We start from the raw sequence: 23,105 nt of genomic DNA on the forward strand, positions 1-23,105 counted from the left end.
AGGGAACGCCATGGCAAGCGCAGCGTCCAAGGGAATCAAGGAATTTCTCTTCGAGTGGGAAGGCAAGGACCGCAACGGCAAGATCGTTCGCGGCGAGACTCGTGCCGGCGGAGAAAACCAGATCCAGGCCATGCTGCGCCGCCAGGGCGTGACTCCGTCCAAGATCAAGAAGCGCAGGACCCGCGGCGGCAAGAAGATCAAGCCCAAGGACATTGCGCTGTTCACGCGCCAGCTGGCCACCATGATGAAGGCCGGCGTGCCGCTGCTGCAGTCTTTCGACATCGTGGGCCGGGGCAACACCAACCCCAACGTCACCAAGCTGCTCAACGACATCCGCTCCGATGTGGAAACCGGCACTTCGCTGAGCGCCGCCTTTCGCAAGTTTCCGCTCTACTTCAACAGCCTCTACTGCAACCTGGTGGAGGCCGGCGAGGCCGCAGGTATTCTGGAGTCGCTGCTGGACCGTCTTGCCACCTATATGGAAAAGACGGAAGCCATCAAGTCCAAGATCAAGTCGGCGCTGATGTACCCCACGTCGGTCATGATCGTGGCCTTCGTCGTGGTGACCGTGATCATGATCTTCGTGATCCCGGCCTTCAAGGAGGTCTTCACCTCCTTTGGCGCCGACCTGCCCGCGCCCACGCTGCTGGTGATGGGCATCAGCGATTACTTTGTCCAGTACTGGTGGCTGATCTTCGGCGTGCTGGGCGGCGGCATCTATTTCTTCATGCAGGCCTGGAAGCGCAACGAGCGCGTACAGCAGTTCATGGACCGCACCATACTCAAGCTGCCCATCTTCGGCGTGCTGATCGAGAAGTCCTGCGTGGCCCGCTGGACACGTACGCTGTCCACCATGTTTGCCGCCGGCGTGCCGCTGGTCGAGGCGCTGGACTCCGTGGGAGGCGCCTCGGGCAACTACCTCTACAAAAACGCCACCGACAGGATTCAGTCGGAAGTCTCCACGGGCACCAGCCTGACCGTGGCCATGGCCAATGCCAATATCTTCCCTTCCATGGTGCTGCAGATGTGTGCCATCGGCGAGGAATCGGGCGCCATCGACCATATGCTGGGCAAGGCAGCCGATTTCTATGAAAGCGAAGTCGACGAAATGGTGGCGGGCCTCTCCAGCCTGATGGAGCCCATCATCATCGTCTTCCTGGGCACCTTGATCGGCGGCATCGTGGTGTCCATGTATCTGCCTATCTTCAAGCTGGGTCAAGTGGTCTGATGATTTCCGAACTGGTGTTGAATGCCGCTGCCGGCGGCGTGCTGGGCTTGCTGATCGGCAGCTTTCTGAATGTGGTGATCCACCGCCTGCCTCTGATGATGGAGCAGGAATGGCATGCCGAAGGTGCGCAATGGGCCGAGGAACAAAAGGACAAGGGCGCCAGAATCGAGCTGCCGCCGGCCAAGCCTGCCATCACGCTGAGCCAGCCTCGTTCGCGCTGCCCGCATTGCGGCCATCAGATCGCCTGGTACGAGAACATTCCCGTGCTCAGCTATCTGTTTCTGCGCGGACGCTGCGCCGAGTGCAAAACCCCCATCAGCCTGCGCTACCCTGTGGTTGAACTGGTCTGCGCCGCGCTGTTTGCCTTCTGCCTGGGCCGCGACGGCCTGACCGCCACCGGCTTTGCCTGGTGCGGCTTCAGCGCGGCGCTGCTGGCGCTTGCACTGATAGACTGGGACACCACGTTCTTGCCGGACTCCATCACTCTGCCCCTGCTCTGGGCCGGCCTGATCGCCTCCGCACTGCAGTGGACCAGCGTGCCTCTGCAACAATCGCTGTGGGGCGCCGTCGCAGGCTATATGTCGCTATGGCTGATCTTCTGGGCCTTCAAGCTGGCAACAGGCAAGGAAGGCATGGGCTACGGCGACTTCAAGCTGTTTGCCGCACTCGGTGCCTGGTTTGGCTGGCAGGCACTGGTGCCCATCATTCTCATGGCATCGGTCGTGGGCGCCGTCATCGGCATTGCGCTCAAGATCAACAGCAAGCTGCGCGAAGGCGGCTATGTGCCCTTCGGCCCTTTTCTTGCCGGCGGCGGTTTCGTCAGCCTGATCTGGGGCCCGCAGGCGGTGCTCAGCTTTGCAGGCCTGTAAGCCATGAAAGTCGCACCCGAGCGCTCACCATTCAGACTGGGGCTGACGGGCGGCATCGGCAGCGGCAAAAGCACGGTAGCAGCCAGGCTGCAGGCATGCGGCGCAACGCTGATCGATGCCGACCATATCTCGCGCAGCCTGACGGCAAGCGGCGGCATGGCCCTGCCCCTCATCGCTCAGGCTTTTGGTGCCGATCTGATCGACGCACAGGGCGCCCTCAACCGCGCCCGCATGCGCGAGCTGGTCTTCGCCGATCCGTCCGCGCGCCAGCGCCTGGAAGCCATTCTCCACCCCCTGATCGCCGAGCAGACCCGGCAGCAGCATGAAGCGGCCGTGGCTGCGGGCAGCAAGCTCATCGTGCACGACATTCCGCTGCTGGTCGAGTCCGGCCACTGGCGAACACGCCTGGATGGCGTGCTGGTCGTGGACTGCCGCGAGAGCACGCAGACAGAGCGCGTCATGGCGCGCAGCGCTCTCACACGCGAGGCCGTGCAGGCCATCATCGACACCCAGGCCACGCGTGCCCAGCGTCTGGCCACGGCCGACTGGGTCATCTATAACGATGACGGGGTCACAATCGGAACTCTCCACGCATATACCGATCAAATCGCTGCATGGTTCGGGCTATGATGCAGACCATGGCTTGGCCTGTGCGTGTGATCGCCGCATGTGCACGTTGACCGCTGATTCCTGTGCACCCCGAGGAGCCCAGCAAACGTGATCCTGTACGAATATCCTTTTAACGAGCGTCTGAGAACTTATCTGCGTCTTGAGCAGTTGTATCGCCGTTTGCGCGAGCTGCTGACCCGCGCGCATTCGGTCGATCATCATTTCGCCCTGATCACCATCTTCGAGATCATGGATGTGGCCTCGCGCAGCGATCTGCGGGCCGACATCATCAAGGACCTGGAGCGCCAGAAGCACCTGCTGGACGTGTTGCGCGACAACCCCGATATTTCCCAGCACATGCTGCACCAGGTGGCGCGCCAGGTGGAGAGCTGCTTTGCCACCATCAATGCACAGACCGGCAAGACCGGCCAGGCGCTGACCGAGAACGAATGGCTGATGTCCATACGCAGCCGTGTGGGCATACCCGGCGGCACCTGCAGCTTTGACCTGCCGGCCTATCACGCCTGGCAGAACCTCGATCCGCGCTACCGCCAGCGCGACCTCGAAGACTGGGCCGGCGAGCTGACCCCGCTGGGTCAGGCGCTTGAGCTGATCCTGCAGCTGCTGCGCGAAACCGGCATTCCCCAGCGCGTGGTGGCCGAGCAAGGCGTGTTCCAGCAGGCCATGCCGGCCGGCCGCAGCTTCCAGCTGCTGCGCCTGCGCATAGACCCACATCTGAATCTGGTGCCGGAGATCAGCGGCAACCGCCTGCTGGTGTCGGTGCGCCTGCTCAAGCTGGCCCATGGCAGCAAGCCCCAGCCCTGCAATGACGACGCCACTTTCGAGCTCACGCTCTGCGCATAAGTAAGTCCTCGGCAGTCTTCTCGTCCCGATTGAGCCGCACATTGCGGCTCAATGGCTTTCAGGGTCGGCCACCCGTGTTTTCCAGCTGTGATACATCTACGCCATGAGCACTGACAAGCAATCCCCCACCATGGTGACATGCCCGACCTGCGGCGGCCCCAGCGTTTTTTTGCCCAGCAACAAATTCCGCCCCTTCTGTAGCGAGCGTTGCCGCAATATCGACCTGGGCGCCTGGGGCAATGAAGAATTCCGCGTTCCGGCTCAGACGCCTCCCGAAGATGCGCCATTTGGTGATCCACGCACGGAAAACTAAGCGAGGCTGCAAAAACAAGAGCGCCTTGCACCTGGCATGTCTTGATTTCAGCTTGATTGACCAAGTAAATCGAGATTCAACCAGCGCAAGGCGCTCTTTATTTAAGAGCATACCGTTTCAGGCCAGAGGCTGCTGCGCCTCGTAATGGCTTTGATCAAAGACCAGGCCGCGCTCCTCGCTCAGCCATTGCAGCACGGGGTAGGCGCCCGGCAGGACGGGGTGCACATCAAGCGGCAACTGCTGCCAGGCCATCTGCTGGCCTTCGCGCATCTCGAACTCGCCCGTCCATTCCGTCACCTTGCACCAGTGCAGACGCACCAGCGCATGCGGGTAGTCATGCTCGGTCACCTTCCAGGCATGGGCCTGGCCAATGGTCACGCCCAGCTCTTCGATCAGCTCGCGGCGCAAAGCCTGCTCCACGCTCTCGCCGGCCTCCAGCTTGCCGCCAGGAAACTCCCAATAGCCCGCATAAGGCTTGCCTGCAGGGCGGCTTGAAATCAGCAGCGCCCCATCGGATTCGCGCAACAGCACGCCCACGGCAACTTCCGTGTGCTTGCGCTGCGCCTGTGTTTCAGCAGTCACTTCCACAACACTCTTTCTTCATTCCAGGTCTGCTTCTTCAGCCAGACCATCCACATCTTCAATGCGCTTCTTGACCGTCACGGGGCGCTCGTTGCGGCCCGCGTAGTCGCGCGCGAACTGGTGGGCCACACGGCCGCTGCGCGAGCCGCGCTCCAGCGCCCAGACCAGGGCTTCGGGTCTGGCCGCCTCGATGGTGGCCTGGTCCACGCCCAGCGCAGACAGCCACTGCGCCACCACGCGCAGATACTCGTCCTGGCTGAAGGGGTAGAAGCTCACCCAGAGACCGAAGCGCTCGGACAGGGAAATCTTTTCCTCCACCACCTCGCCGGGATGGATCTCGCCGTTCTCGCCTTTTTGCTGCGCCAGGTTGTCCGTCATGTACTCGGGCAGCAGATGGCGGCGATTGCTGGTGGCATAGACCAGCACATTCGGCGTGGCCGCGGAAACCGAGCCATCCAGCATGGACTTCATGGCCTTGTAGCCGGGCTCGCCCTCTTCAAAGCTCAGATCGTCGCAATAGATGATGAATTTCTCGCTGCGGCCGGCGACCACGTCGACGATGTCGGGCAGATCGGTCAGATCGGCCTTGTCCACCTCGATCAGACGCAGGCCCTGGGGCGCAAAGCTGTGCAGGCAGGCACGGATCAGCGAGGACTTGCCCGTGCCGCGCGCACCCGTCAGCAACACGTTGTTGGCCGTGCGACCGCTGACGAACTGCTCGGTATTGCGCGCAATCTTTTCCTTTTGCACGTCGATGTTCTGCAGATCGGACAGCTGCATGGCGCCCACATGGCGCACCGGCTCCAGCACGCCGCAGCCGTTGGCGCGCTTGCGGTAGCGCCAGGCAATCGCCGCATCCCAGTCGGCGGGTGCCTGCAGGGGCTGGGGCAGCACGGACTCGATGCGCTGCATCAATTGCTCGGCACGCTCGACCAGGCGCTCCAAAGGGTTCATCACATCTTGCACGATCGAATCTCCATCTGTTTTTATAGCTGTTAGCGCTTGATACTGCTTGATTTCAATGAGAAAAATAACTGAAATCAACTAAATACAAGCGATAGCAGCTGCTTAATTTATAGCCCTATCACTTTAAAACTGGCGCACCCCAAACCAGAGACAGCGAGCAAGCGCCGCCGCGCAGCGAGGCTGTCGTCCCCCTCCCATAGCGCGCAGCGCGTAGAGAGAGGGGGAAGCGGCGGAGCCGCCCAGGCGCCGCCGCTCAGGGGGTGATCATTTACGACCGGTAATCAGCATTGATGGTCACATATTCGTGACTCAGATCGCAGGTCCATACCGTTTGCGCGGCATCGCCACGACCCAGCACCACGCGCACCACGATCTCCTGCTGCTTCATCACGCGCTGACCGTCTTCTTCCTTGTAAGAAGGATTGCGGCCGCCGTCGACCACCACATGCACATCGTCCAGGTACAGATCGATCTTGGTCTGGTCCAGGTCGGCAATGCCGGCATAGCCCACAGCGGCCAGGATGCGGCCCAGGTTGGGGTCGGAAGCAAAAAAGGCCGTCTTGACCAGGGGCGAGTGGGCAATGGAGTAAGCAACCAAACGGCACTCTTCCTCATTCTTGCCGCCCTCGACCTTGACGCTGATGAACTTGGTGGCGCCCTCGCCATCGCGAACAATCGCTTGGGCGAGCTTTTGTGCCACTTCCAGCAATGCTGCCTTGAGCTGCTCGCCTTCGGCGCTGGAGAGCTCCTTGATCTGGGCATTGCCTGCCTTGTGGGTGGCGATCAGCACGAACGAGTCATTGGTGGAGGTGTCGCCATCGATGGTCACGCGGTTGAAGGAGCCGTCGGCCAACTCCTTGACCAGGGGCTGCAGCAGCTCGGGTGCGATCGCCACATCGGTAGCCAGAAAGCCCAGCATGGTCGCCATATTGGGGCGGATCATGCCCGCGCCCTTGCTGATGCCGGTGATGGCAACCGTCTTGCCGCCAATGCTGACGCTGCGGCTGAAAGCCTTGGGCAAGGTGTCGGTGGTCATGATGCCTTCGGCAGCCGTGGCCCAGTTATCCGCCTTGGCAGCAGCAATGGCCTTGGGCATGCCCGCCACGATGCGGTCCACGGGCAGCTCTTCCATGATCACGCCGGTGGAAAAAGGCAGGATCTGGCCCGCGTTCAGGTCCAGCTCCTTGGCCAGAGCCGCGCAGGTGGCGCGGGCATTGGCCAGACCGGCGGCGCCGGTGCCTGCATTGGCATTGCCGGTGTTGATGACCATGGCGCGGATGCCGGTGCCGGCCGCCAGATGCTCGCGGCAGATCTGCACGGGAGCGGCGCAGAAACGGTTCTGGGTGAACACGCCGGCCACCGAGGCGCCTTCGTCGAGCAGGAACACCGTCAGGTCCTTGCGATTGGCCTTGCGCACGCCGGCTTCGGTAACGCCAATGCGAACGCCATTGATCGCCAGCAGATCAGCGGCGACGGGAGCGGAAAGATTCACGGACATTTCTGTATGTTCCTGAGGAAAGCCTCCCCCTGAGCCGCTGCGCGGCTTCCCCCTGAGGGGGACGACATCTTCGCCGCGAGGCGGCTCTTGCTCGATGTCTCCGGCCAAGAGCGCGCCCCGTGCAGCAGCCTAGGGGTCGAAAGTTAAAACGTTCCCCATTATCGGAACAATCAAGCCGACCTCAGGCTTTACTGGCATTGCCCGAGTAAAAAGCCAACGCACAAATGCAAACACGGGCCAATGCCCGTGTTGTAAATGCAGCTTGAGACGCACTACCCAAGCCAGAGCCATCCTCACGGCTGGGCCGTGAGTTCCCCTTGGAGCAATGCGCGAAGCGCCTCAGGGGGTCAGGACAGCTTGCCGTGGCAAAGCTTGAACTTCTTGCCGCTGCCGCAGGGGCAAGGGTCGTTGCGGCCCACGTGCACGCCCTCGGGCATGGCCAGAGGCTCGGCCAGCATCACGTCGTCCTCGATGCTCATGCCTTCGGTTTCCGAGGGCGAGGCATAACTCATGTGCTCCAGGCTCTGCGCACCGCGCTCGTTCATGGCGACGGCGGCTTCGTCCATCTCTTCGCGCGAGCGGACCTGGACCGTCATCAGCACGCGGGTGACTTCGGTCTTGACCTGATCGATCAGCTGGCGGAACAGCTCGAAAGCCTCGCGCTTGTATTCCTGCTTGGGCTGCTTCTGGGCATAGCCGCGCAGGTGAATGCCCTGGCGCAGATAGTCCAGCGCGGCCAGGTGGTCGCGCCAGTTGGTGTCGAAGCTCTGCAGCAGCACGGCACGCTGGAATTGCGTGAAGTTCTCCTGGCCGATCATGGCCACCTTGGCGTCGAACAGATCGTGGGCCGCCTTGACGACCTTCTCCAGAATGTCTTCGTCGGTGATGGATTCGGAACCCGCCACGTCCTGCTGCAAGGAAAGATCGATCTGCCATTCGCTGGCCAGCGCCTTCTCCAGGCCGGGCACATCCCACTGCTCTTCCATGGACTCGGCCGGCACGTACTGACGCACCAGGTCGGTGATCACGTCCTCGCGCATCGCGGCCAGCATGCCATTCAGGTCTGTGGAATCCAGAATGTCGTTGCGCTGCTGGTAGATCACCTTGCGCTGGTCGTTGGCCACGTCGTCATATTCGAGCAGTTGCTTGCGCATGTCGAAGTTGCGTGCTTCGACCTTGCGCTGCGCCGACTCGATGGAGCGGGTCACGATGCCGGCCTCGATGGCTTCGCCTTCGGGCATCTTCAGGCGGTCCATGATGGCCTTGACTCGGTCGCCCGCGAAGATGCGCATCAGCTGGTCGTCCAGGCTCAGATAGAAACGCGAAGAGCCGGGGTCGCCCTGGCGGCCCGAGCGGCCGCGCAGCTGGTTGTCGATACGGCGCGACTCATGACGCTCGGTGGCGATGATGCGCAGACCGCCCAGTGCCACGATCTTGTCGTGGGCCACCTGCCAGTCGGCACGCAGCTGCTCGATCTGCTGCTGGCGCTCGGTCTCGCTGAGCGCCTCGTTGCTCTCGATGGCCTTGAGCTGCTTGTCGATATTGCCGCCCAGCACGATGTCGGTACCACGACCGGCCATATTGGTGGCGATGGTGATCATGCCTTCGCTGCCCGCCTGGGCAATGATGTCGGCCTCGCGCTCATGCTGCTTGGCGTTGAGCACCTGATGGGGCAGCTTTTCGCGCGTCAGCAGCTGGTCGATGATTTCGGAGTTCTCGATCGAGGTCGTGCCGACCAGCACGGGCTGGCCGCGCTCGTAGCACTCGCGGATGTCCTTGATCGCCGCGTCGTACTTTTCCTTGGTGGTCTTGTAGACGCGATCGAGCTGGTCCTGGCGCTTGCTGGGCTTGTTGGGCGGCACCACCACGGTTTCCAGGCCATAGATTTCCTGGAATTCGTAGGCCTCGGTGTCGGCCGTACCGGTCATGCCCGACAGCTTCTTGTACAGACGGAAGTAGTTCTGGAAGGTGATCGAGGCCATGGTCTGGTTCTCGGCCTGGATGGCCACACCTTCCTTGGCTTCCACGGCCTGGTGCAGGCCATCGCTCCAGCGACGACCGGCCATCAGACGGCCGGTGAACTCGTCCACGATCACGATTTCGTCGTTCTGCACCACATAGTGCTGGTCGCGGAAATACAGCTGGTTGGCACGCAGCGCGGCGTACAGATGATGCACCAGAGAGATGTTGGAGGGGTCGTACAGGGACGAGCCTTCGGCGATCAGGCCGGCATGGGCCAGCAGGCGCTCGGCCGCTTCATAGCCTTGATCGGTCAGGTAGACCTGATGGGATTTCTCATCGACCGTGAAATCGCCGGGCTTGGTCACGCCTTCACCCGTACGGGGATCGGCTTCGCCCTCCTGACGCACCAGGTTCGGCACGATCTGGTTCATGGCCACGTACATGGCCGTGTGATCTTCGGCCGGACCGGAGATGATCAGCGGAGTACGCGCCTCGTCGATCAGGATGGAGTCCACCTCGTCGACGATGGCGTAGTTCAGCACGCGCTGCACGCGGTCGCCGGGCTCGTACACCATGTTGTCACGCAGGTAGTCGAAGCCGTATTCGTTGTTCGTGCCGTAGGTGATGTCGGAGTTGTATGCCTGCTGCTTTTGTTCGCGCGACAGATTGGGCAGGTTGATGCCCACCGACAGACCGAGGAAGTTGTAGAGGCGAGCCATGGTCGTGGCATCGCGATTGGCCAGGTAATCGTTGACGGTCACGACATGCACGCCCTCGCCCGACAGGGCATTGAGGTACACGGGCAGCGTCGCGGTCAGCGTCTTGCCTTCTCCGGTGCGCATTTCGGCAATCTTGCCGTAATGCAGCGCCATGGCGCCCAGCATCTGCACGTCGAAGTGACGCATCTTCATGACGCGCTTGGAGCCTTCACGCACTACGGCAAAGGCTTCGGGCAACAACTCGTCCAGCGCCTCGCCCTTGGCAACGCGGTCCTTGAACTCCTGCGTCTTGGCGCGCAATGCCTCATCGCTGAGCTTTTCGTACTCAGGCTCCATCGCATTGATGCGAGCGACTGTTTTACGGTATTGCTTGAGCAACCGGTCATTGCGGCTGCCGAACAGTTTGGTGAGGAAATTGGTGGCCATGCGTGCGAAGGCACATTGCTTTTTTGCCTGTTGCGCAAAGCAATGTGTCCAGAATCCCTTGATTGTTGGTCTTCAGATGGGGCCGTCCCTGCGGCAGTCAAGAGCCACACCCGAAATGGGTGAAAAAACCTCCTGACGCACCCCAAACAGGGACAGGACCAAAAAATGATTCTAACCGCGCAAGCCTGCCTTGGCTTTTCGCCACTCCAGAGCACGTATGGGATTGCACCGCACGCGCAAATAGCCGGCACTGCGGCATTCATTCCCGGCTGAGCTAAGCTCGGGCTTGCCCTTGCCCAACTGTTTGCCGCTCGCATGACCATTGTTCGCCGCCATCACGCCGTAACTGCCATCAATGCCATGGAGTCTTCTCCCACATTGGCGCGCCTGGCAGCACTGACTCAGGACTCCAGCAACCGGCTCAAAGCCGTTTTACCCCTGGTTCCGCCCATGCTGCGCGCCAGCTTGCAGGCCGGCCCCATTGATGAAGACGGCTGGTGCCTGATTGTTAAAAACAACGCTGCTGCTGCCAAAGTGCGCCAATTGCTGCCGGCCATGGCGGCTCATCTGCGCACCAAAGGCTGGGCTGTCAACAGCATCCGCATCAAGGTTCAGGCCTGACAAGACCTTTTTAGAGGCAGAAAAACAAAAAAGGCCTCCGAAGAGACCTATTTGTTTGGTGCCGGTTGTCGGATTCGAACTGACGACCTACCGCTTACAAGGCGGGTGCTCTACCAACTGAGCTAAACCGGCGAAGACTGAATTCTAACGTAGAAATTCAGCCCCAAAAGAAGAATCCTGAAATTTCCCGATCTGCCGGCAAAAACACTGGCCGGACTACTTCACACGCTTGAGCGCCGGACGACCACCTGCGGGTGGCGGCGTACGAGGAGCATCATCTTCGCCGGAAGCTTCTGTTTCCGCCTTGACGGGAACCAGTTGCACCACACGCTCGGCCGAGGACTCCTCATCCGACTCCATGTCGGGCTCGGCATCCTCCATCGATGGCGCATCGTCGTCCTCCTCGGGCGGGAAGGCCATGCCCTGGCCGGTCTCGCGGGCATAGATGGCCATGACGTTCGCCACAGGCACCATGATTTCCCGTGGCTGGCCACCAAAGCGTGCCTTGAATTCAACATACTCATTGCCGATCAGCAGGCCGCTGGTCGCGTCATAGCTGATGTTGAGCACGATTTGACCATCACGCACAAACTCCATGGGCACCTGGGTGCTGCGGTCCACGCGCACGGCAATATGCGGCGTCAAACCATTGTCGGTACACCATTCAAACAATGCCCGCAGCAGATACGGACGGGTTGAAGTCGTTTCAGGGGCTGTCATCTCATTTCCTGACGAATCAAATCCAGAAGATTGCAAAGACAAAAAAGCGGGCAGATGAAGGAAAGCCCTTCAACATGCCCGCTCTGAGCTCATGTGCAATTACTTGCGCATGACCTTTTCAGAGGGAGTCAGTGCTTCAATGTAAGCGGGGCGCGAGAAAATGCGCTCGGCATACTTGAGCAGAGGGGCAGCATTCTTGGACAGCTCGATGCCGTAATAGTCCAGGCGCCACAGCAGGGGAGCAATGGCCACATCCAGCATGGAGAAGTTCTCGCCCATGATGTACTTGTTCTTCAGGAAGATGGGCGCCATCTGGGTCAGGCGGTCACGGATATGGGCACGAGCCTTCTCCAGAGCCTTTTCATTGCCCTTGACGTTGCGCTCTTCCAGAGCGCTCACGTGCACGAACAGTTCCTTTTCGAAGTTCAGCAGGAACAGGCGCACACGGGCACGGTCCACAGGGTCGCCAGGCATCAGCTGGGGATGGGGAAAGCGCTCATCGATGTACTCGTTGATGATGTTGGACTCGTACAGAATCAGGTCGCGCTCGACCAGGATTGGCACTTGACCATAGGGGTTCATCACGGCGATTTCTTCGGGCTTGCTGAACAAGTCCACATCGCGGATCTCGAAATCCATGCCTTTTTCAAACAGCACAAAGCGGCAGCGGTGTGAGAAGGGGCAAGTCGTTCCCGAATAAAGCACCATCATGGTGGAGACTCCTAAAAATCAAAAAGAGTGGGTTGCCCACGGCACCCCACTCTGCACTAACACGGTTTGGCTGCAGACAACTTCTGCACGGCGGCAAAGCCTATTTCACGTCTTTCCAGAACGCGGCATTCAGGCGCCAAGCGATAAAGATGAAGAAGGCCAGGAAAATCAACACGCCCACCCCGATACGGGTTCGGGTGTTCTGAGCCGGCTCCCCCATCCATTGCAGGTAATTCACCAGATCGCCAACTGCCTGATCGTACTGCACTGCGCTCATCTTGCCAGGAGACACCTGCTCCCAACCCTTGAAGACCTGGGTCTTAGTTCCATGGTCGTCATGCTCTTCGAAGATGGCGCGACGCTCACCCTGCAGCTCCCACAGCGCATGCGGCATGCCTACGCTGGGAAAGGCAAGATTATTCCAGCCCGTGGCCTTGGTGTCATCCCTGTAGAAAGTACGCAAGAAGGTATACAGGTAATCAGCGCCCGAGCCGCCCGAGCCGGCACGCGAGCGCGCGATCACGGTCAGGTCGGGAGGGTTGGCACCGAACCACTCCTTGGCTTCCTTTGGATTGATGGCTGCCTTCATGGTCTCACCCACCTTGTCGGTGGTGAACAACAGATTGTCCTTGATGTCCTGATCGGTCAGACCGATGTCCTTCAAGCGATTGAAACGCATGAAGGCAGCGGAGTGGCAGCTCAGGCAGTAGTTGACAAAGATCTTGGCACCATTTTGCAGGGATGCCGTGTCGCTGGTGTTGACTGGCGCCTTGTCCCAGTGGATGCCGCCTTCAGAAGCTTGCGCTGCACCGGCAATACCCAGGGCTGCAACCAGGGTCAGAATCAGTTTCTTCATTCTTGTTCTCTCCTGCTTCAGTGAGGCTTGAAGGTGACACGCTCGGGCACGGGCTTGGTTTCACCCAAGCGGCTCCACCAGGGCATGAGCAGGAAGAAGCCGAAGTAGAACAGCGTGCCGACCTGCGACACCTTCTCGCCCACCGGCGACGGAGGCTGCACCCCCAGATAGGCCAGGACGACGAAGTTCACCACAAACACTGCATACACATATTTGTGCCAGCTGGGGCGATAGCGGATCGACTTGACCGGGCTGCAATCGAGCCAGGGCAGGGCAAACAGGATGATGACCGCACCACCCATGACGACCACGCCCCAGAACTTGGCATCGATGGACAGCATCATGGCGATGGCACCCAGGGCCACGATGGCGACAGCACCCTTGGCAAAACCGGGCAGACGCGACTTGAGAATGCCGTAGCCGGCACCCAGCACCACGCAGGCGATCAGCACATACATCATCTCGCTGGTGATGGCACGCAACATCGAATAGAAGGGCGTGAAATACCAGACAGGGGCAATGTGATTGGGCGTCTTGAGCGGGTCGGCAGGGATGAAGTTGTTGTACTCCAGGAAGTAGCCGCCGAACTCGGGCGCAAAGAACACCACGGCCGAGAACAGGAACAGGAACACCGTCACGCCAAAGATGTCATGCACCGTGTAGTAAGGATGAAAGGGCACGCCATCCAGAGGGCGGCCCTTTTCATCCTTGGGCGCATTCGGGCCCTTGATCTCGATACCGTCGGGATTGTTGGAGCCCACATCGTGCAGCGCCAGCAAATGCGCAACCACCAGACCCAGCAGCACCAGAGGCACGGCGATCACGTGGAAGCTGAAGAAGCGGTTCAGAGTCGCATCGCCCACCACATAGTCGCCACGGATCAGCAGAGCCAGATCGGGACCGACAAAGGGGATGGCGGAGAACAGGTTCACGATCACCTGGGCGCCCCAGTACGACATCTGGCCCCAGGGCAGCAGATAGCCCATGAAGGCTTCGGCCATCAGCACCAGGAAGATGGCGCAGCCGAAGATCCAGACCAGCTCACGCGGTTTGCGGTAAGAACCGTACAGAAGACCGCGGAACATATGCAGATAGACCACCACAAAGAACGCCGAGGCGCCTGTGGAGTGCATGTAGCGGATCAGCCAGCCCCAGGGCACATCACGCATGATGTATTCCACCGAAGCAAATGCCTTTTCGGCATCGGGCTTGTAGTGCATCACCAGGAAGATGCCGGTGACGATCTGGATCACCAGCACCAGCAGCGCCAGCGAGCCGAAGATGTACCAGAAGTTGAAGTTCTTGGGAGCGTAGTACTCCGACATATGGACGCGGTACGCATCGAATGCCGTCGGAAACCGGTTCTCCAGCCAGTTCATGGCCTTCGCTCCGGTTGTGGAGTTCGGGTCGATTTGCTTGAATTCGTGAGCCATTGTTCTTGTCTCCCTCAGGCTGCCTTGGTGTCTTCACCAATCAGCAGCTTGGTGTCGGACAGATACATATGTGGCGGCACTTGCAGGTTGTCCGGCGCTGGCTTGTTCTTGAACACCCGGCCGGCCATGTCAAAGGTGGAGCCATGGCATGGGCACAGGAAACCGCCCTTCCAGTCTGCAGGCAGCGAAGGCTGAGGCCCGGCGACGAACTTGTCGGTGGGAGAGCAGCCCAGATGCGTGCAGATGCCCACGACCACCAGGATTTCAGGCTTGATGGAGCGCGCTTCATTGCGCGCATAGGGAGGAGTGAACTCTTCGGGATGACGCGCCGAGGTCGGGTCTGCCAGTTCGCCATCGAGGCCGGGCAAGTCCTTGAGCTGCTCGGGTGTGCGCTTGATGATCCACACCGGCTTGCCACGCCACTCGACGGTGAGCTTCTCACCATCCTTGAGATTGGAGATATCCACCTCTACCGCAGCGCCTGCTGCTTTGGCTTTTTCAGAAGGCTGGAAGGAGCTCACGAAAGGGACGGCCGTTGCCACACCGCCCACGGCACCAGCACATGCTGACGTGATGATCCACGTGCGCTTGCTGGAGTCGACTGGAGAGTCACTCATGGATTTCCTCGAAGTACATCGCTTGATTTGGGGTCAACTGCAAATTCTAGCGGTGGGGTTATGGTTATTCCAGCCCCAGTCCGACGTTGACAACCGCCAAAGTCACGCAATACTGCGCTATCTCAAACTCTTAGTGACTGGAACTGCTTATGGGCATGATGCAAGAATTCCGCGAGTTCGCAATCAAGGGAAACGTCATGGATCTTGCCGTGGGCGTGATCATCGGCGGCGCGTTCGGGAAAATCGTTGATTCCGTGGTCAACGACCTCATCATGCCTCTGGTGGGCCTGTTCTTTGGCAAGCTGGATTTTTCCAACCTATTCGTCGTTCTGGGCACCATGCCCGAAGGAGTTCCACGCACTCTGGATGCACTGAAAAAAGCCGGCATTCCCGTATTTGCCTATGGCAACTTCATCACGGTTGCGGTGAACTTCGTGATTCTGGCCTTCATCATTTTCATGATGGTCAAACAGATAAACCGCCTCAAACGCGAGGCTCCGCCTGCACCGGAGCAAGCGCCCGCTACGCCCGAAGACATTCAGCTGCTGCGCGAGATCCGCGACAGCCTCAATCGCAAGGCCTGAGAGCGTTCAGCCCAGTGAGAAAAAGCCTGCTGACCTCCAGCAGGCTTTTTTCATGGCATCGAGCATTCGGCGCGACCCAGCACAATGCATGAATCCTTCCTGCAAGTGCCTGGATGCCTGAAGCATTGACGACTGGTGAACCCGCAGTTGAAGTCCCATCAACTCGCCAGGCTGCGGGCCATATGCACGGCTTCAAGCAGGCTGGCCTCATCGGCCACGCCCTGACCGGCAATATCAAAAGCCGTGCCATGGTCGGGACTGGTGCGTACCAACGGCAAACCCAGGGTCACATTGACGCCTTTTTCCACACCCAAATATTTGACTGGGATCAACCCTTGGTCGTGGTACATCGCCAACACCACATCGAATTCACCCGGGTGGGCCGGCGTATTTCGCGCCCGCATGAAGACCGTGTCCGGCGCAAACGGTCCCTGCACATTCATGCCTTCGGCCTGCGCTGCCGCGATCGCCGGGGCAATGATTTCGATTTCCTCACGTCCAAAGATACCGCCCTCGCCCGCATGCGGATTGAGCCCAGCCACAGCAATGCGAGGCGCGCGCCCCAGGTTCCTGCCCAGCGCCTGATGCGTGATGCGCAAGGTCTGCAGAATCTGCGGCCCGGTCACGGCCTCGATGGCCTCGCGCAGCGACACATGGATGCTGACCAGCACGGTGCGCAACTCGTCATTGGCCAGCATCATGCGCACCGGCATCTGCTCCAGCGAAACGCCCGCATGGACGGCCGCCTCGGCCTGCAGCAGCTCCGTATGCCCAGGAAAAGTCACGCCGGCCAGATGCAGTGCCTCTTTATGCAAGGGAGCCGTAACCATGGCGGCAATCTCGCCACGCAAAGCCGCCTGCGCGGCCCAGACCACGCATTGCGCCGCGGCCTGCCCGGCAGCCGCGCAAATCCGACCATAGGGCTGAGGCCCCGCCAGCCCCGGCAGGTTCAGCAGTGCAACAGCACCCTCCGGAACAGACCAGGCTTCGCCCGGCTCATCGATCACCACCACGGGCTGGGCGATGGCCTGATCGCCGTCAGCGGCCCGGGCGGCCAGCGCTGTGGCACGGCGCAGAGTCTGCAACTCACCCACCACAAAACAGCCACGCATGGCCTGCGGCGCAGCCCGGAAGGCCTTGGCGATGATTTCAGGCCCTATGCCTGCGCAGTCGCCCTGGGTGATGGCGATGGTTTGGGTTGAAGCAATGACGGACATAGGCATCAGAGTTGCCGCAAGCCCCCTGTTCCAAAGTGCTTGCAGTCATCAAAGTGAAAGGCTGAGGCGGATCAGGCCGGGTTGTCGATATCGATGAAGCGGTGCTCCAGCCCGCACTCCCGGGCTACATGGGCCGCCACGGCCGGCGCGCCGTAGCGCTCGGTTGCATGATGGCCGGCAGCGATAAAGCTCACGCCCATCTCGCGTGCCAGATGCATCTGGGGCTCGGAGATCTCGCCGGTGATATAGGCATCGGCGCCGGCGGCAATCGCGGACTCGAAAAAGCCCTGCGCCCCTCCGGTGCACCAGGCCAGCCTGCGGATCGGCTTGTGCTCTTGCGCACCGGCCAGCGTCACCTTGCGCCCCAGCACGCTTTGCACATGCCCTGCCAGGGCGGCGGCATCGGCAAAGTCCACATCGGCCAGCCAGCCCAGGTTCTGCTCGCCAAAGGCCGCCTGGCCCCGCACGCCGAGCCTGGCACCCAGTTGCGCGTTATTGCCCAGTTCGGCATGGGCATCCAGCGGCAGGTGATAGGCAAACAGATTGATGTCATGCGCCAGCAGCAGACGGATGCGCTCCTTGAGCCAGCCCGTGATGCGACCATCCATGCCGCGCCAGAACAGACCGTGGTGCACGAAGACGGCATCGGCCCCGGCCTCGATCGCCGCCTCGATCAAGGCGCGACTGGCCGTCACACCGCTGACGATGCGACGAATCTCACTCTTGCCTTCGACCTGCAGGCCGTTGGGTCCGTAGTCCTTGAAACGTTCGGGCTGCAGCAGCCCGTTGAAAACGGATAACAGGGTGTTTCGCTCAATGCTCATGGCTCGATTGTGCCCAAGCCCGCACGCAGACCCGGCCAGCAAGGCTTTGACAGACGCAAAAAGGGCAGCTCAGAGCTGCCCTTTTTTATCAGAACAAGTGACTTCAAGCCTTCTTGGCTTGCCAGCCCTTGCAGGCCAGGGGCCAGAAGCCCATGGCCATGCCCAGCACGCCCATGGCCGCCACATAGTGGGCGGGAGCCATCACATCCACCTGCTGCCATACGGACACCAGCATCGGTGTCAGACCGCCGAACACGGCATAGGCCATGTTGTAGGAGAAGGACAGACCGGTGAAGCGCACCTCGGGCGGGAAGGCCCGCACGCCCACCACGGGCAGCAGCGAGATGGAGCCCACGAAGAAGCCCACGGTCGCATAGTTGCAGATCAGCGATGCCTCGTTGCCAGGCAGGTTCAGGTAGAACAGATAGGCCGTGGCCGTCATGCCGCCCCAGCCGATGAGCATGGTCAGCTTGGTGCCGATCTTGTCGGACAGCCAGCCCCAGAACACGCAGCCTATGGTCAGCGTCACGGTCGCCACTGCATTGGCCTTCAGGGCCATGGCAGGTTCGATGTGGAACACCTTTTGCAGATAGGCTGGTGTGAACAGAATCACCACCACGATCGCCGTGGACAGCACCCAGGTCATCAGTGCCACGACGACACAGGCTTCGCGGTGGTCGCGCAGGATGGTCTTGATCGGCAGTTCGCGGTCGGCGGCCTTGCGGGCCTGCAGCTCCTGGAAGATGGGAGTCTCGTGCAGGAACTTGCGCAGATACACCGACACCAGACCGAAGACACCGCCCAGGATGAAGGGCAGGCGCCAGGCCCAGTCGTGGATCTCGCCCTGGCTGTAGGTGCTGTTGAGCCACACCCCGATGATGGAGCCCAGGAAAATGCCGCCGGTAATGCCGGAGGTCAGTGCGCCGATCGCAAAGCCGTAACGCTTCTGGGGAGCATGCTCGGCCACGAACACCCAGGCACCGGGCATTTCACCGCCGATGGCAGCACCTTGCATCACGCGCATCAGCAGCAGCAGGATGGGAGCGGCCAAGCCTATGGTTTCATAGGTCGGCAGCAGGCCGATGACCAGTGTGGGCACGGCCATCAGGAACACCGACAGCGTGAACATCTTCTTGCGGCCCAGGATGTCGCCGAAGTGGGCAATCAAGATGCCGCCGATGGGGCGCGCCAGATAACCGGCCGCGAAAATGCCCAGCGTCTGCAGCTGGCGCATCCACTCCGGCAGCGAGGCTGGAAAGAACAGGCTGCCGATCACATTGGCAAAAAAGACGAACACCACGAAGTCGTAAAACTCCAGCGTTCCGCCCAGGGCCGATAAGCCCAGGGTCTTGTAGTCCTCCCGGTTCAGGAGACGATTCGGCGCTGCAGCCGGCGCGTCAGCCGATGCAGCGTGGTCAAGCGTAGTCATGGTGTTTCCTAGATCGAACAACAGGACAGCGCGGATAAGGCCGCTGATCACGGGTCAACGTGCAGTGGCAGACCGATTGCGGCGGGCTTCAGATGCAAAGCCACACCAGACTGAATATGAGCACCTTGTGGGCAGTCACTTCAGTAACGGCGGCGTAAGCGCAGTCGAAAAAACATTCTAGGGTTTCCACTCATATATCCTGGACACATAAAACTTTAGGTGCTTGCAGTCCTATAGCCATGGGCCCTGCATTCTGCAATGCTTTGCGTTATGCATTTGCTTGCAAGCAAATGTTCGCTTCGACGCCTGGCGCAGCCATGCTTCACAATGTGGGCTTGTTCCCCTCACTACCTATACGCATTACATGAAACGCACCTGGTTGCTGTTTTCGCAGGTCGTCACCGTGCTGGTGGCTATCTATTTTGTAGTGGCTACCCTACAGCCCACTTGGCTTCAGCGCGGAAATATCCGTAGCAGTGCCGGTGTTTCGCTGCTGCAGGCTCCATCCACTCCAGCGGGTGAAGTCGCTCCCGGCAGCTTTGCGCCTGCCGCGCGCAAGGCCTCGCCCGCCGTGGTCAGCATCAACACCAGCAAGGCGGTTCGCCACCCGCGCGCCAACGACCCCTGGTTCCAGTTCTTCTTTGGCGATCAGGGTCCGCAAGAGCAATCTGGTTTGGGTAGCGGCGTCATCATCAGTCAAGATGGCTACATCCTCACCAACAACCATGTGGTGGAAGGCGCCGACGATATCGAGGTCACGCTGACCGATAGCCGTCAGGCCAAGGCCAAGATCATTGGAACAGACCCCGAGACCGATCTGGCCATTCTCAAGATCGAGCTCGACAAGCTGCCCGTCATCGTGCTGGGCAACTCCGATCAGGTCGCTGTGGGCGACCGCGTGCTGGCCATCGGCAACCCCTTCGGCGTGGGCCAGACAGTGACCAGCGGCATCATCAGCGCTCTGGGCCGCAGCCAGCTGGGCATCAACACCTTCGAGAACTTCATCCAGACCGACGCTGCCATCAACCCCGGCAACTCCGGCGGTGCGCTGGTGGATGCCAACGGCAATCTGCTGGGCATCAACACGGCCATCTACTCGCGCTCTGGCGGCAGCATGGGCATCGGGTTCGCGATTCCCGTCTCCACAGCCAAGATGGTGCTGGACGGCATCGTCAAGGACGGCAAGGTCACGCGCGGCTGGATCGGCGTGGAGCCCAACGAACTCTCACCCGAGCTGGCCGAGACCTTTGGCGTCAAGGCCGATGCCGGCGTCATCATCACCGGCGTGCTGCAGGCCGGCCCCGCCGCCCAGGCCGGCATGCGCCCCGGCGACGTGATCGTCAAGGTGGGCGAGACCGCGACCCGCAATGTCTCCGAGCTGCTGACGGCCGTGGCCTCGCTCAAGCCCGGCGAAGCCGCCAAGTTCGATGTGCGCCGCGGCGACAGCGAAGTCATGCTGGACATCACTCCGGGAGCCCGCCCAGCAGCCAGCACCTTGCAGCAGCAGAGCCGTCCCCGTCGTTGACGGGTACTGCCAACAAGTCCACCAGCCAGCGCCGGTCGCTGGCTTTTTTCATGGTGCGGCCTGTTGCAGGCTGCAGCGGGCCATCACATACCATTAGAAAATACGGCTCTAACGCTTGCAGGTAAAGCTCTGACAGCTATCAAAACAAAAGCCCTTGAATCGCTTCAAGGGCTTTGCAGGAGGTCGGGAACGAAGATCAGTGGCCGTCAGTGGATTTTTCCACTTCCGTGCCCGTGCCTTCCTCGGCATCGGGCGCACGCGATACCCGGCTGAACCAGCCGGCCCCCAGAATGCCGATCTCGTAGAGCAGGCACATGGGCAAGGCCAGGGCCAGCTGGGAAATCACATCGGGCGGCGTGATGACGGCCGCAATCACAAAGGCCAGCACCACGAAATAGCCGCGAAAGGCCTTGAGCTTTTCAATCTCCACCAGGCCAAAGCGCACCAGCAGCATCACCACGATGGGCACCTGGAAAGCCGCCGCAAAAGCGATGTAAAGCGACAGAATCGCTTCCACATACGAGGCGATGTCGGGTGTTGCCGCCACGCTGGCCGGCGTGAAGTGCTGGATGAACTTGAACATATTGCCCAGCACAAAGAACTGTACGAAGGCAATGCCGGCATAGGCCAGCAAGCTGCCGAACAGGATCAGCGGCAGGGCGAACTTCTTCTCGTGGCTGTACAGGCCCGGTGCCACAAAGGCCCAGATCTGGTACATGATCCAGGGCAGCGCCAGCAGCACGGCCACCATCATCAGCACCTTGAGCGGCACAAAGAAGGGCGAGAAAACGCCCACCGCAATCAGCTTGGCGCCGGGCGGCATATGCTCCTTGATGGGCAGGGCGATGAAGTCAATCAGGCCATCGGGGCCCGGCCAGAACATCAGCAGCCCGACGCCGATCAAAACGCCATACAGGCTGTAGAGCAGGCGGTCACGCAGCTCCATCAGGTGCTGGACAAACGGCTGCTCCGTACCGGCGAGTTCGTCTTCTTTAGAGGGTTCGGACATGGTGCAAAACCGCGTCGGAGCCCGATCGGCTCCACACGCTTGAGAAACAACAACGCCCGCGGATCACGGGCAAAGAGCGACATGCGGGCAGCCAGGCCGGCCCACTGGGGCCGGCCTTGGCCGACCTTGCGGCCGGCAGGCTGCTGAGCTGCATGTTCAATGGAACTTCTTGGGGCGAAAGCGCGCCACGCGTGCCGCACCCGACTGGACCTTGCTGCGTACCCCGGCACGGGCCTTGTACCACTGGGGCACGGCACCGCGCTTGACGCGCCAGTTCTTGCGCGGATGGCGATAGCTGGGCACCACGCTGCTGTGCGTATCCAGACCGGTGTAGCCACCTTCTGCGTCATAGGACCCGAAGGACGAAGCCGAAGTCATGTTCGAGTCGTCGCGCAGGTCCTTGGTCGCATCGCTCCAGTCCTTTTCAAGATCGGAGGCCTGATTGCGCATGCTGGACTCCACGTCCCGCGCGGCAGTCTCGACCGTGTCCTTCATCTTGCGCAGCTCATCGAGCTCCATGGAGCGGTTGACCTCGGCCTTGACGTCGGACACATAGCGCTGTGCCCTGCCAAGCAAGGTGCCCACCATGCGGGCCACGCGCGGCAGTTTCTCGGGACCGATGACCACCAGGGCCACGGCACCGATCAGCGCCATTTTGGACAGGCCAATATCAAACATCTAAATGTCAGTCCTGCCGCGATCAGCTCTTTTGCTTGGCTTCCACGTCGATGGTGGCCTTTTCGGCAGCCTGCTGGTTGGCCACTTGGCCGGTCGCAGCGTTGGCGTCGGCGTCAGTCGCGCCGTCCTTCATGCCGTCCTTGAAGCCCTTGACGGCGCCGCCCAGGTCGGAGCCAATGTTCTTGAGCTTCTTGGTGCCGAACACCAGAACCACGATGAGCAGCACGATCGCCCAGTGCCAGATAGAAAACGAGCCCATGAGAATCTCCTAGAAATTGCAAACCATTTTAGACGGGGCTTGTGACAGATACGAATCAATCACCCAAAAAGCCTGCAGCGCACAGCTCTATCGCCGCGTGCAGGCCCGCTGCGCCGCCGGATCAGCCCTTGAGCCAGGGGCGCGGGCCGCCCATGACGTGCAGGTGCAGATGGTGCACTTCCTGCCCGCCTTCGCTGCCGGTGTTGACCACGATGCGGAAACCGCCATCGGGATAAGGGTTGCAGCCCTGCTCCATCGCCAGCTTGGGAGCCAGCGCCATCATGCGACCCAGCAGGGGCACATCCTCGGCGCCGACCTGGGCCATGGAGGGGATGTGTTTCTTGGGAATCACCAGGAAGTGCACGGGCGCACCAGGGTGAATGTCATGGAAGGCGAACAGCTCCTCGTCTTCATACACCTTGCGCGAAGGAATCTCCCCTTTGGCGATGCGGCAGAAAATGCAATGAGGGTCGTAATCGTGGTCGTGCATGGTCTCTTGTATCTCGACAGTTCAGTATTCCAGGCGCCCTGCCTTGCCCATGGCCCATGAAGCAGACAAGGGCGTCATCCCCTGAGGAGGCCTCCG

24 protein-coding genes and 1 tRNA gene are annotated in these 23,105 nt (G+C 60.8%); 8 read left to right on the forward strand and 17 right to left on the reverse strand.

From position 1 onward, the window contains the following. Window positions 1-10 precede the first annotated feature (10 nt). The 5 genes from ACWGXF_RS02270 (at window position 11) to ACWGXF_RS02290 (ending at window position 3,883) form a co-directional block, all read left to right on the forward strand. On the forward strand, window positions 11-1,228 hold the full coding sequence (locus tag ACWGXF_RS02270) for a type II secretion system F family protein (RefSeq protein ID WP_003062193.1): 1,218 nt from the start codon (window positions 11-13) through the stop codon (window positions 1,226-1,228). Further along, window positions 1,228-2,097, forward strand: a complete 870-nt coding sequence (locus tag ACWGXF_RS02275) for a prepilin peptidase (protein WP_003062192.1) — start codon at window positions 1,228-1,230, stop codon at window positions 2,095-2,097. The genes ACWGXF_RS02270 and ACWGXF_RS02275 overlap by 1 nt, the downstream gene beginning before the upstream one ends. Window positions 2,098-2,100: 3 nt before the next feature. Then, complete coding sequence (coaE, locus tag ACWGXF_RS02280) at window positions 2,101-2,727, forward strand: dephospho-CoA kinase (protein WP_229228151.1); 627 nt, start codon at window positions 2,101-2,103, stop codon at window positions 2,725-2,727. An 87-nt stretch (window positions 2,728-2,814) separates the two neighbouring features. Then, window positions 2,815-3,570 carry a cell division protein ZapD gene (gene zapD, locus ACWGXF_RS02285; RefSeq protein WP_039049612.1) on the forward strand — a complete coding sequence of 252 codons (756 nt, stop codon included), beginning with the start codon at window positions 2,815-2,817 and terminating at the stop codon, window positions 3,568-3,570. 103 nt (window positions 3,571-3,673) lie between these two features. Then, on the forward strand, window positions 3,674-3,883 hold the full coding sequence (locus tag ACWGXF_RS02290; protein ID WP_039049611.1) for a DNA gyrase inhibitor YacG: 210 nt from the start codon (window positions 3,674-3,676) through the stop codon (window positions 3,881-3,883). A 117-nt stretch (window positions 3,884-4,000) separates the two neighbouring features. Here ACWGXF_RS02290 and ACWGXF_RS02295 read toward each other — a convergent pair whose 3' ends face one another. The 4 genes from ACWGXF_RS02295 to secA form a co-directional block, all read right to left on the reverse strand. Further along, window positions 4,001-4,471, reverse strand: a complete 471-nt coding sequence (locus tag ACWGXF_RS02295; protein ID WP_052052682.1) for an NUDIX domain-containing protein — start codon at window positions 4,469-4,471, stop codon at window positions 4,001-4,003. 12 nt (window positions 4,472-4,483) lie between these two features. After that, window positions 4,484-5,419 carry an ATP-binding protein gene (locus ACWGXF_RS02300; RefSeq protein ID WP_256631304.1) on the reverse strand — a complete coding sequence of 312 codons (936 nt, stop codon included), beginning with the start codon at window positions 5,417-5,419 and terminating at the stop codon, window positions 4,484-4,486. A gap of 280 nt (window positions 5,420-5,699) precedes the next feature. Continuing rightward, window positions 5,700-6,929 (reverse strand): bifunctional glutamate N-acetyltransferase/amino-acid acetyltransferase ArgJ, encoded by a 1,230-nt coding sequence (gene argJ, locus ACWGXF_RS02305; protein WP_256629790.1) that lies wholly within the window; start codon window positions 6,927-6,929, stop codon window positions 5,700-5,702. Window positions 6,930-7,276: 347 nt separating this feature from the next. Further along, window positions 7,277-10,036, reverse strand: coding sequence for a preprotein translocase subunit SecA (secA, locus tag ACWGXF_RS02310; RefSeq protein ID WP_003062180.1), 2,760 nt, complete (start codon window positions 10,034-10,036; stop codon window positions 7,277-7,279). Between the two features lie 315 nt (window positions 10,037-10,351). On the opposite strand from secA, the gene ACWGXF_RS02315 reads away from it, so the two are divergent. After that, complete coding sequence (locus tag ACWGXF_RS02315) at window positions 10,352-10,657, forward strand: hypothetical protein (RefSeq protein WP_003062178.1); 306 nt, start codon at window positions 10,352-10,354, stop codon at window positions 10,655-10,657. A gap of 56 nt (window positions 10,658-10,713) precedes the next feature. Here ACWGXF_RS02315 and ACWGXF_RS02320 read toward each other — a convergent pair. The 6 genes from ACWGXF_RS02320 to petA form a co-directional block, all read right to left on the reverse strand. Beyond that, window positions 10,714-10,789, reverse strand: a tRNA-Thr gene (locus ACWGXF_RS02320). Between the two features lie 84 nt (window positions 10,790-10,873). Next, window positions 10,874-11,377 carry a ClpXP protease specificity-enhancing factor gene (locus ACWGXF_RS02325; protein WP_256629789.1) on the reverse strand — a complete coding sequence of 168 codons (504 nt, stop codon included), beginning with the start codon at window positions 11,375-11,377 and terminating at the stop codon, window positions 10,874-10,876. 99 nt (window positions 11,378-11,476) lie between these two features. Then, complete coding sequence (locus ACWGXF_RS02330; RefSeq protein ID WP_003058564.1) at window positions 11,477-12,088, reverse strand: glutathione S-transferase N-terminal domain-containing protein; 612 nt, start codon at window positions 12,086-12,088, stop codon at window positions 11,477-11,479. A gap of 100 nt (window positions 12,089-12,188) precedes the next feature. Beyond that, entirely contained in the window at window positions 12,189-12,944 is a 756-nt protein-coding gene (locus ACWGXF_RS02335; protein WP_003062174.1) for a cytochrome c1, read from the reverse strand. Window positions 12,945-12,961: 17 nt separating this feature from the next. Beyond that, window positions 12,962-14,377 carry a cytochrome b gene (locus ACWGXF_RS02340; protein ID WP_003062172.1) on the reverse strand — a complete coding sequence of 472 codons (1,416 nt, stop codon included), beginning with the start codon at window positions 14,375-14,377 and terminating at the stop codon, window positions 12,962-12,964. A gap of 14 nt (window positions 14,378-14,391) precedes the next feature. After that, a complete protein-coding gene (gene petA / locus ACWGXF_RS02345) occupies window positions 14,392-14,994 on the reverse strand; it encodes a ubiquinol-cytochrome c reductase iron-sulfur subunit (protein ID WP_003062170.1) in 603 nt (200 codons plus the stop codon). Window positions 14,995-15,143: 149 nt separating this feature from the next. Between petA and mscL the strand changes: the two genes are divergently transcribed. After that, window positions 15,144-15,578 (forward strand): large conductance mechanosensitive channel protein MscL, encoded by a 435-nt coding sequence (mscL, locus tag ACWGXF_RS02350; protein WP_003062168.1) that lies wholly within the window; start codon window positions 15,144-15,146, stop codon window positions 15,576-15,578. A 158-nt stretch (window positions 15,579-15,736) separates the two neighbouring features. Here mscL and pdxA read toward each other — a convergent pair whose 3' ends face one another. From pdxA to ACWGXF_RS02365, 3 genes are all read right to left on the reverse strand, one after another. Then, window positions 15,737-16,795 carry a 4-hydroxythreonine-4-phosphate dehydrogenase PdxA gene (pdxA, locus tag ACWGXF_RS02355; protein ID WP_080771220.1) on the reverse strand — a complete coding sequence of 353 codons (1,059 nt, stop codon included), beginning with the start codon at window positions 16,793-16,795 and terminating at the stop codon, window positions 15,737-15,739. A 71-nt stretch (window positions 16,796-16,866) separates the two neighbouring features. Then, entirely contained in the window at window positions 16,867-17,619 is a 753-nt protein-coding gene (locus ACWGXF_RS02360; protein WP_179625540.1) for a Nif3-like dinuclear metal center hexameric protein, read from the reverse strand. Window positions 17,620-17,722: 103 nt separating this feature from the next. Then, window positions 17,723-19,048, reverse strand: a complete 1,326-nt coding sequence (locus ACWGXF_RS02365) for an MFS transporter (RefSeq protein ID WP_229228143.1) — start codon at window positions 19,046-19,048, stop codon at window positions 17,723-17,725. A gap of 364 nt (window positions 19,049-19,412) precedes the next feature. Here ACWGXF_RS02365 and ACWGXF_RS02370 point away from each other — a divergent pair, with 364 nt between their 5' ends. Beyond that, window positions 19,413-20,573 carry a Do family serine endopeptidase gene (locus ACWGXF_RS02370; RefSeq protein WP_039049604.1) on the forward strand — a complete coding sequence of 387 codons (1,161 nt, stop codon included), beginning with the start codon at window positions 19,413-19,415 and terminating at the stop codon, window positions 20,571-20,573. 196 nt (window positions 20,574-20,769) lie between these two features. Here the strand turns inward: ACWGXF_RS02370 and tatC are convergent, their stop codons facing one another. The 4 genes from tatC to ACWGXF_RS02390 form a co-directional block, all read right to left on the reverse strand. Continuing rightward, the gene (gene tatC / locus ACWGXF_RS02375; RefSeq protein WP_034361342.1) at window positions 20,770-21,582 is read right to left on the reverse strand and encodes a twin-arginine translocase subunit TatC; all 813 of its coding nucleotides are present in this window, start codon (window positions 21,580-21,582) and stop codon (window positions 20,770-20,772) included. A gap of 156 nt (window positions 21,583-21,738) precedes the next feature. Beyond that, window positions 21,739-22,260 (reverse strand): Sec-independent protein translocase protein TatB, encoded by a 522-nt coding sequence (gene tatB / locus ACWGXF_RS02380; RefSeq protein WP_003062149.1) that lies wholly within the window; start codon window positions 22,258-22,260, stop codon window positions 21,739-21,741. Between the two features lie 22 nt (window positions 22,261-22,282). Beyond that, window positions 22,283-22,519 (reverse strand): Sec-independent protein translocase subunit TatA, encoded by a 237-nt coding sequence (tatA, locus tag ACWGXF_RS02385; protein ID WP_003058595.1) that lies wholly within the window; start codon window positions 22,517-22,519, stop codon window positions 22,283-22,285. Between the two features lie 121 nt (window positions 22,520-22,640). Further along, the gene (locus ACWGXF_RS02390; protein ID WP_003062146.1) at window positions 22,641-23,009 is read right to left on the reverse strand and encodes a histidine triad nucleotide-binding protein; all 369 of its coding nucleotides are present in this window, start codon (window positions 23,007-23,009) and stop codon (window positions 22,641-22,643) included. Window positions 23,010-23,105: the final 96 nt, after the last annotated feature.

This window comes from Comamonas sp. HJ-2, from assembly GCF_053615495.1.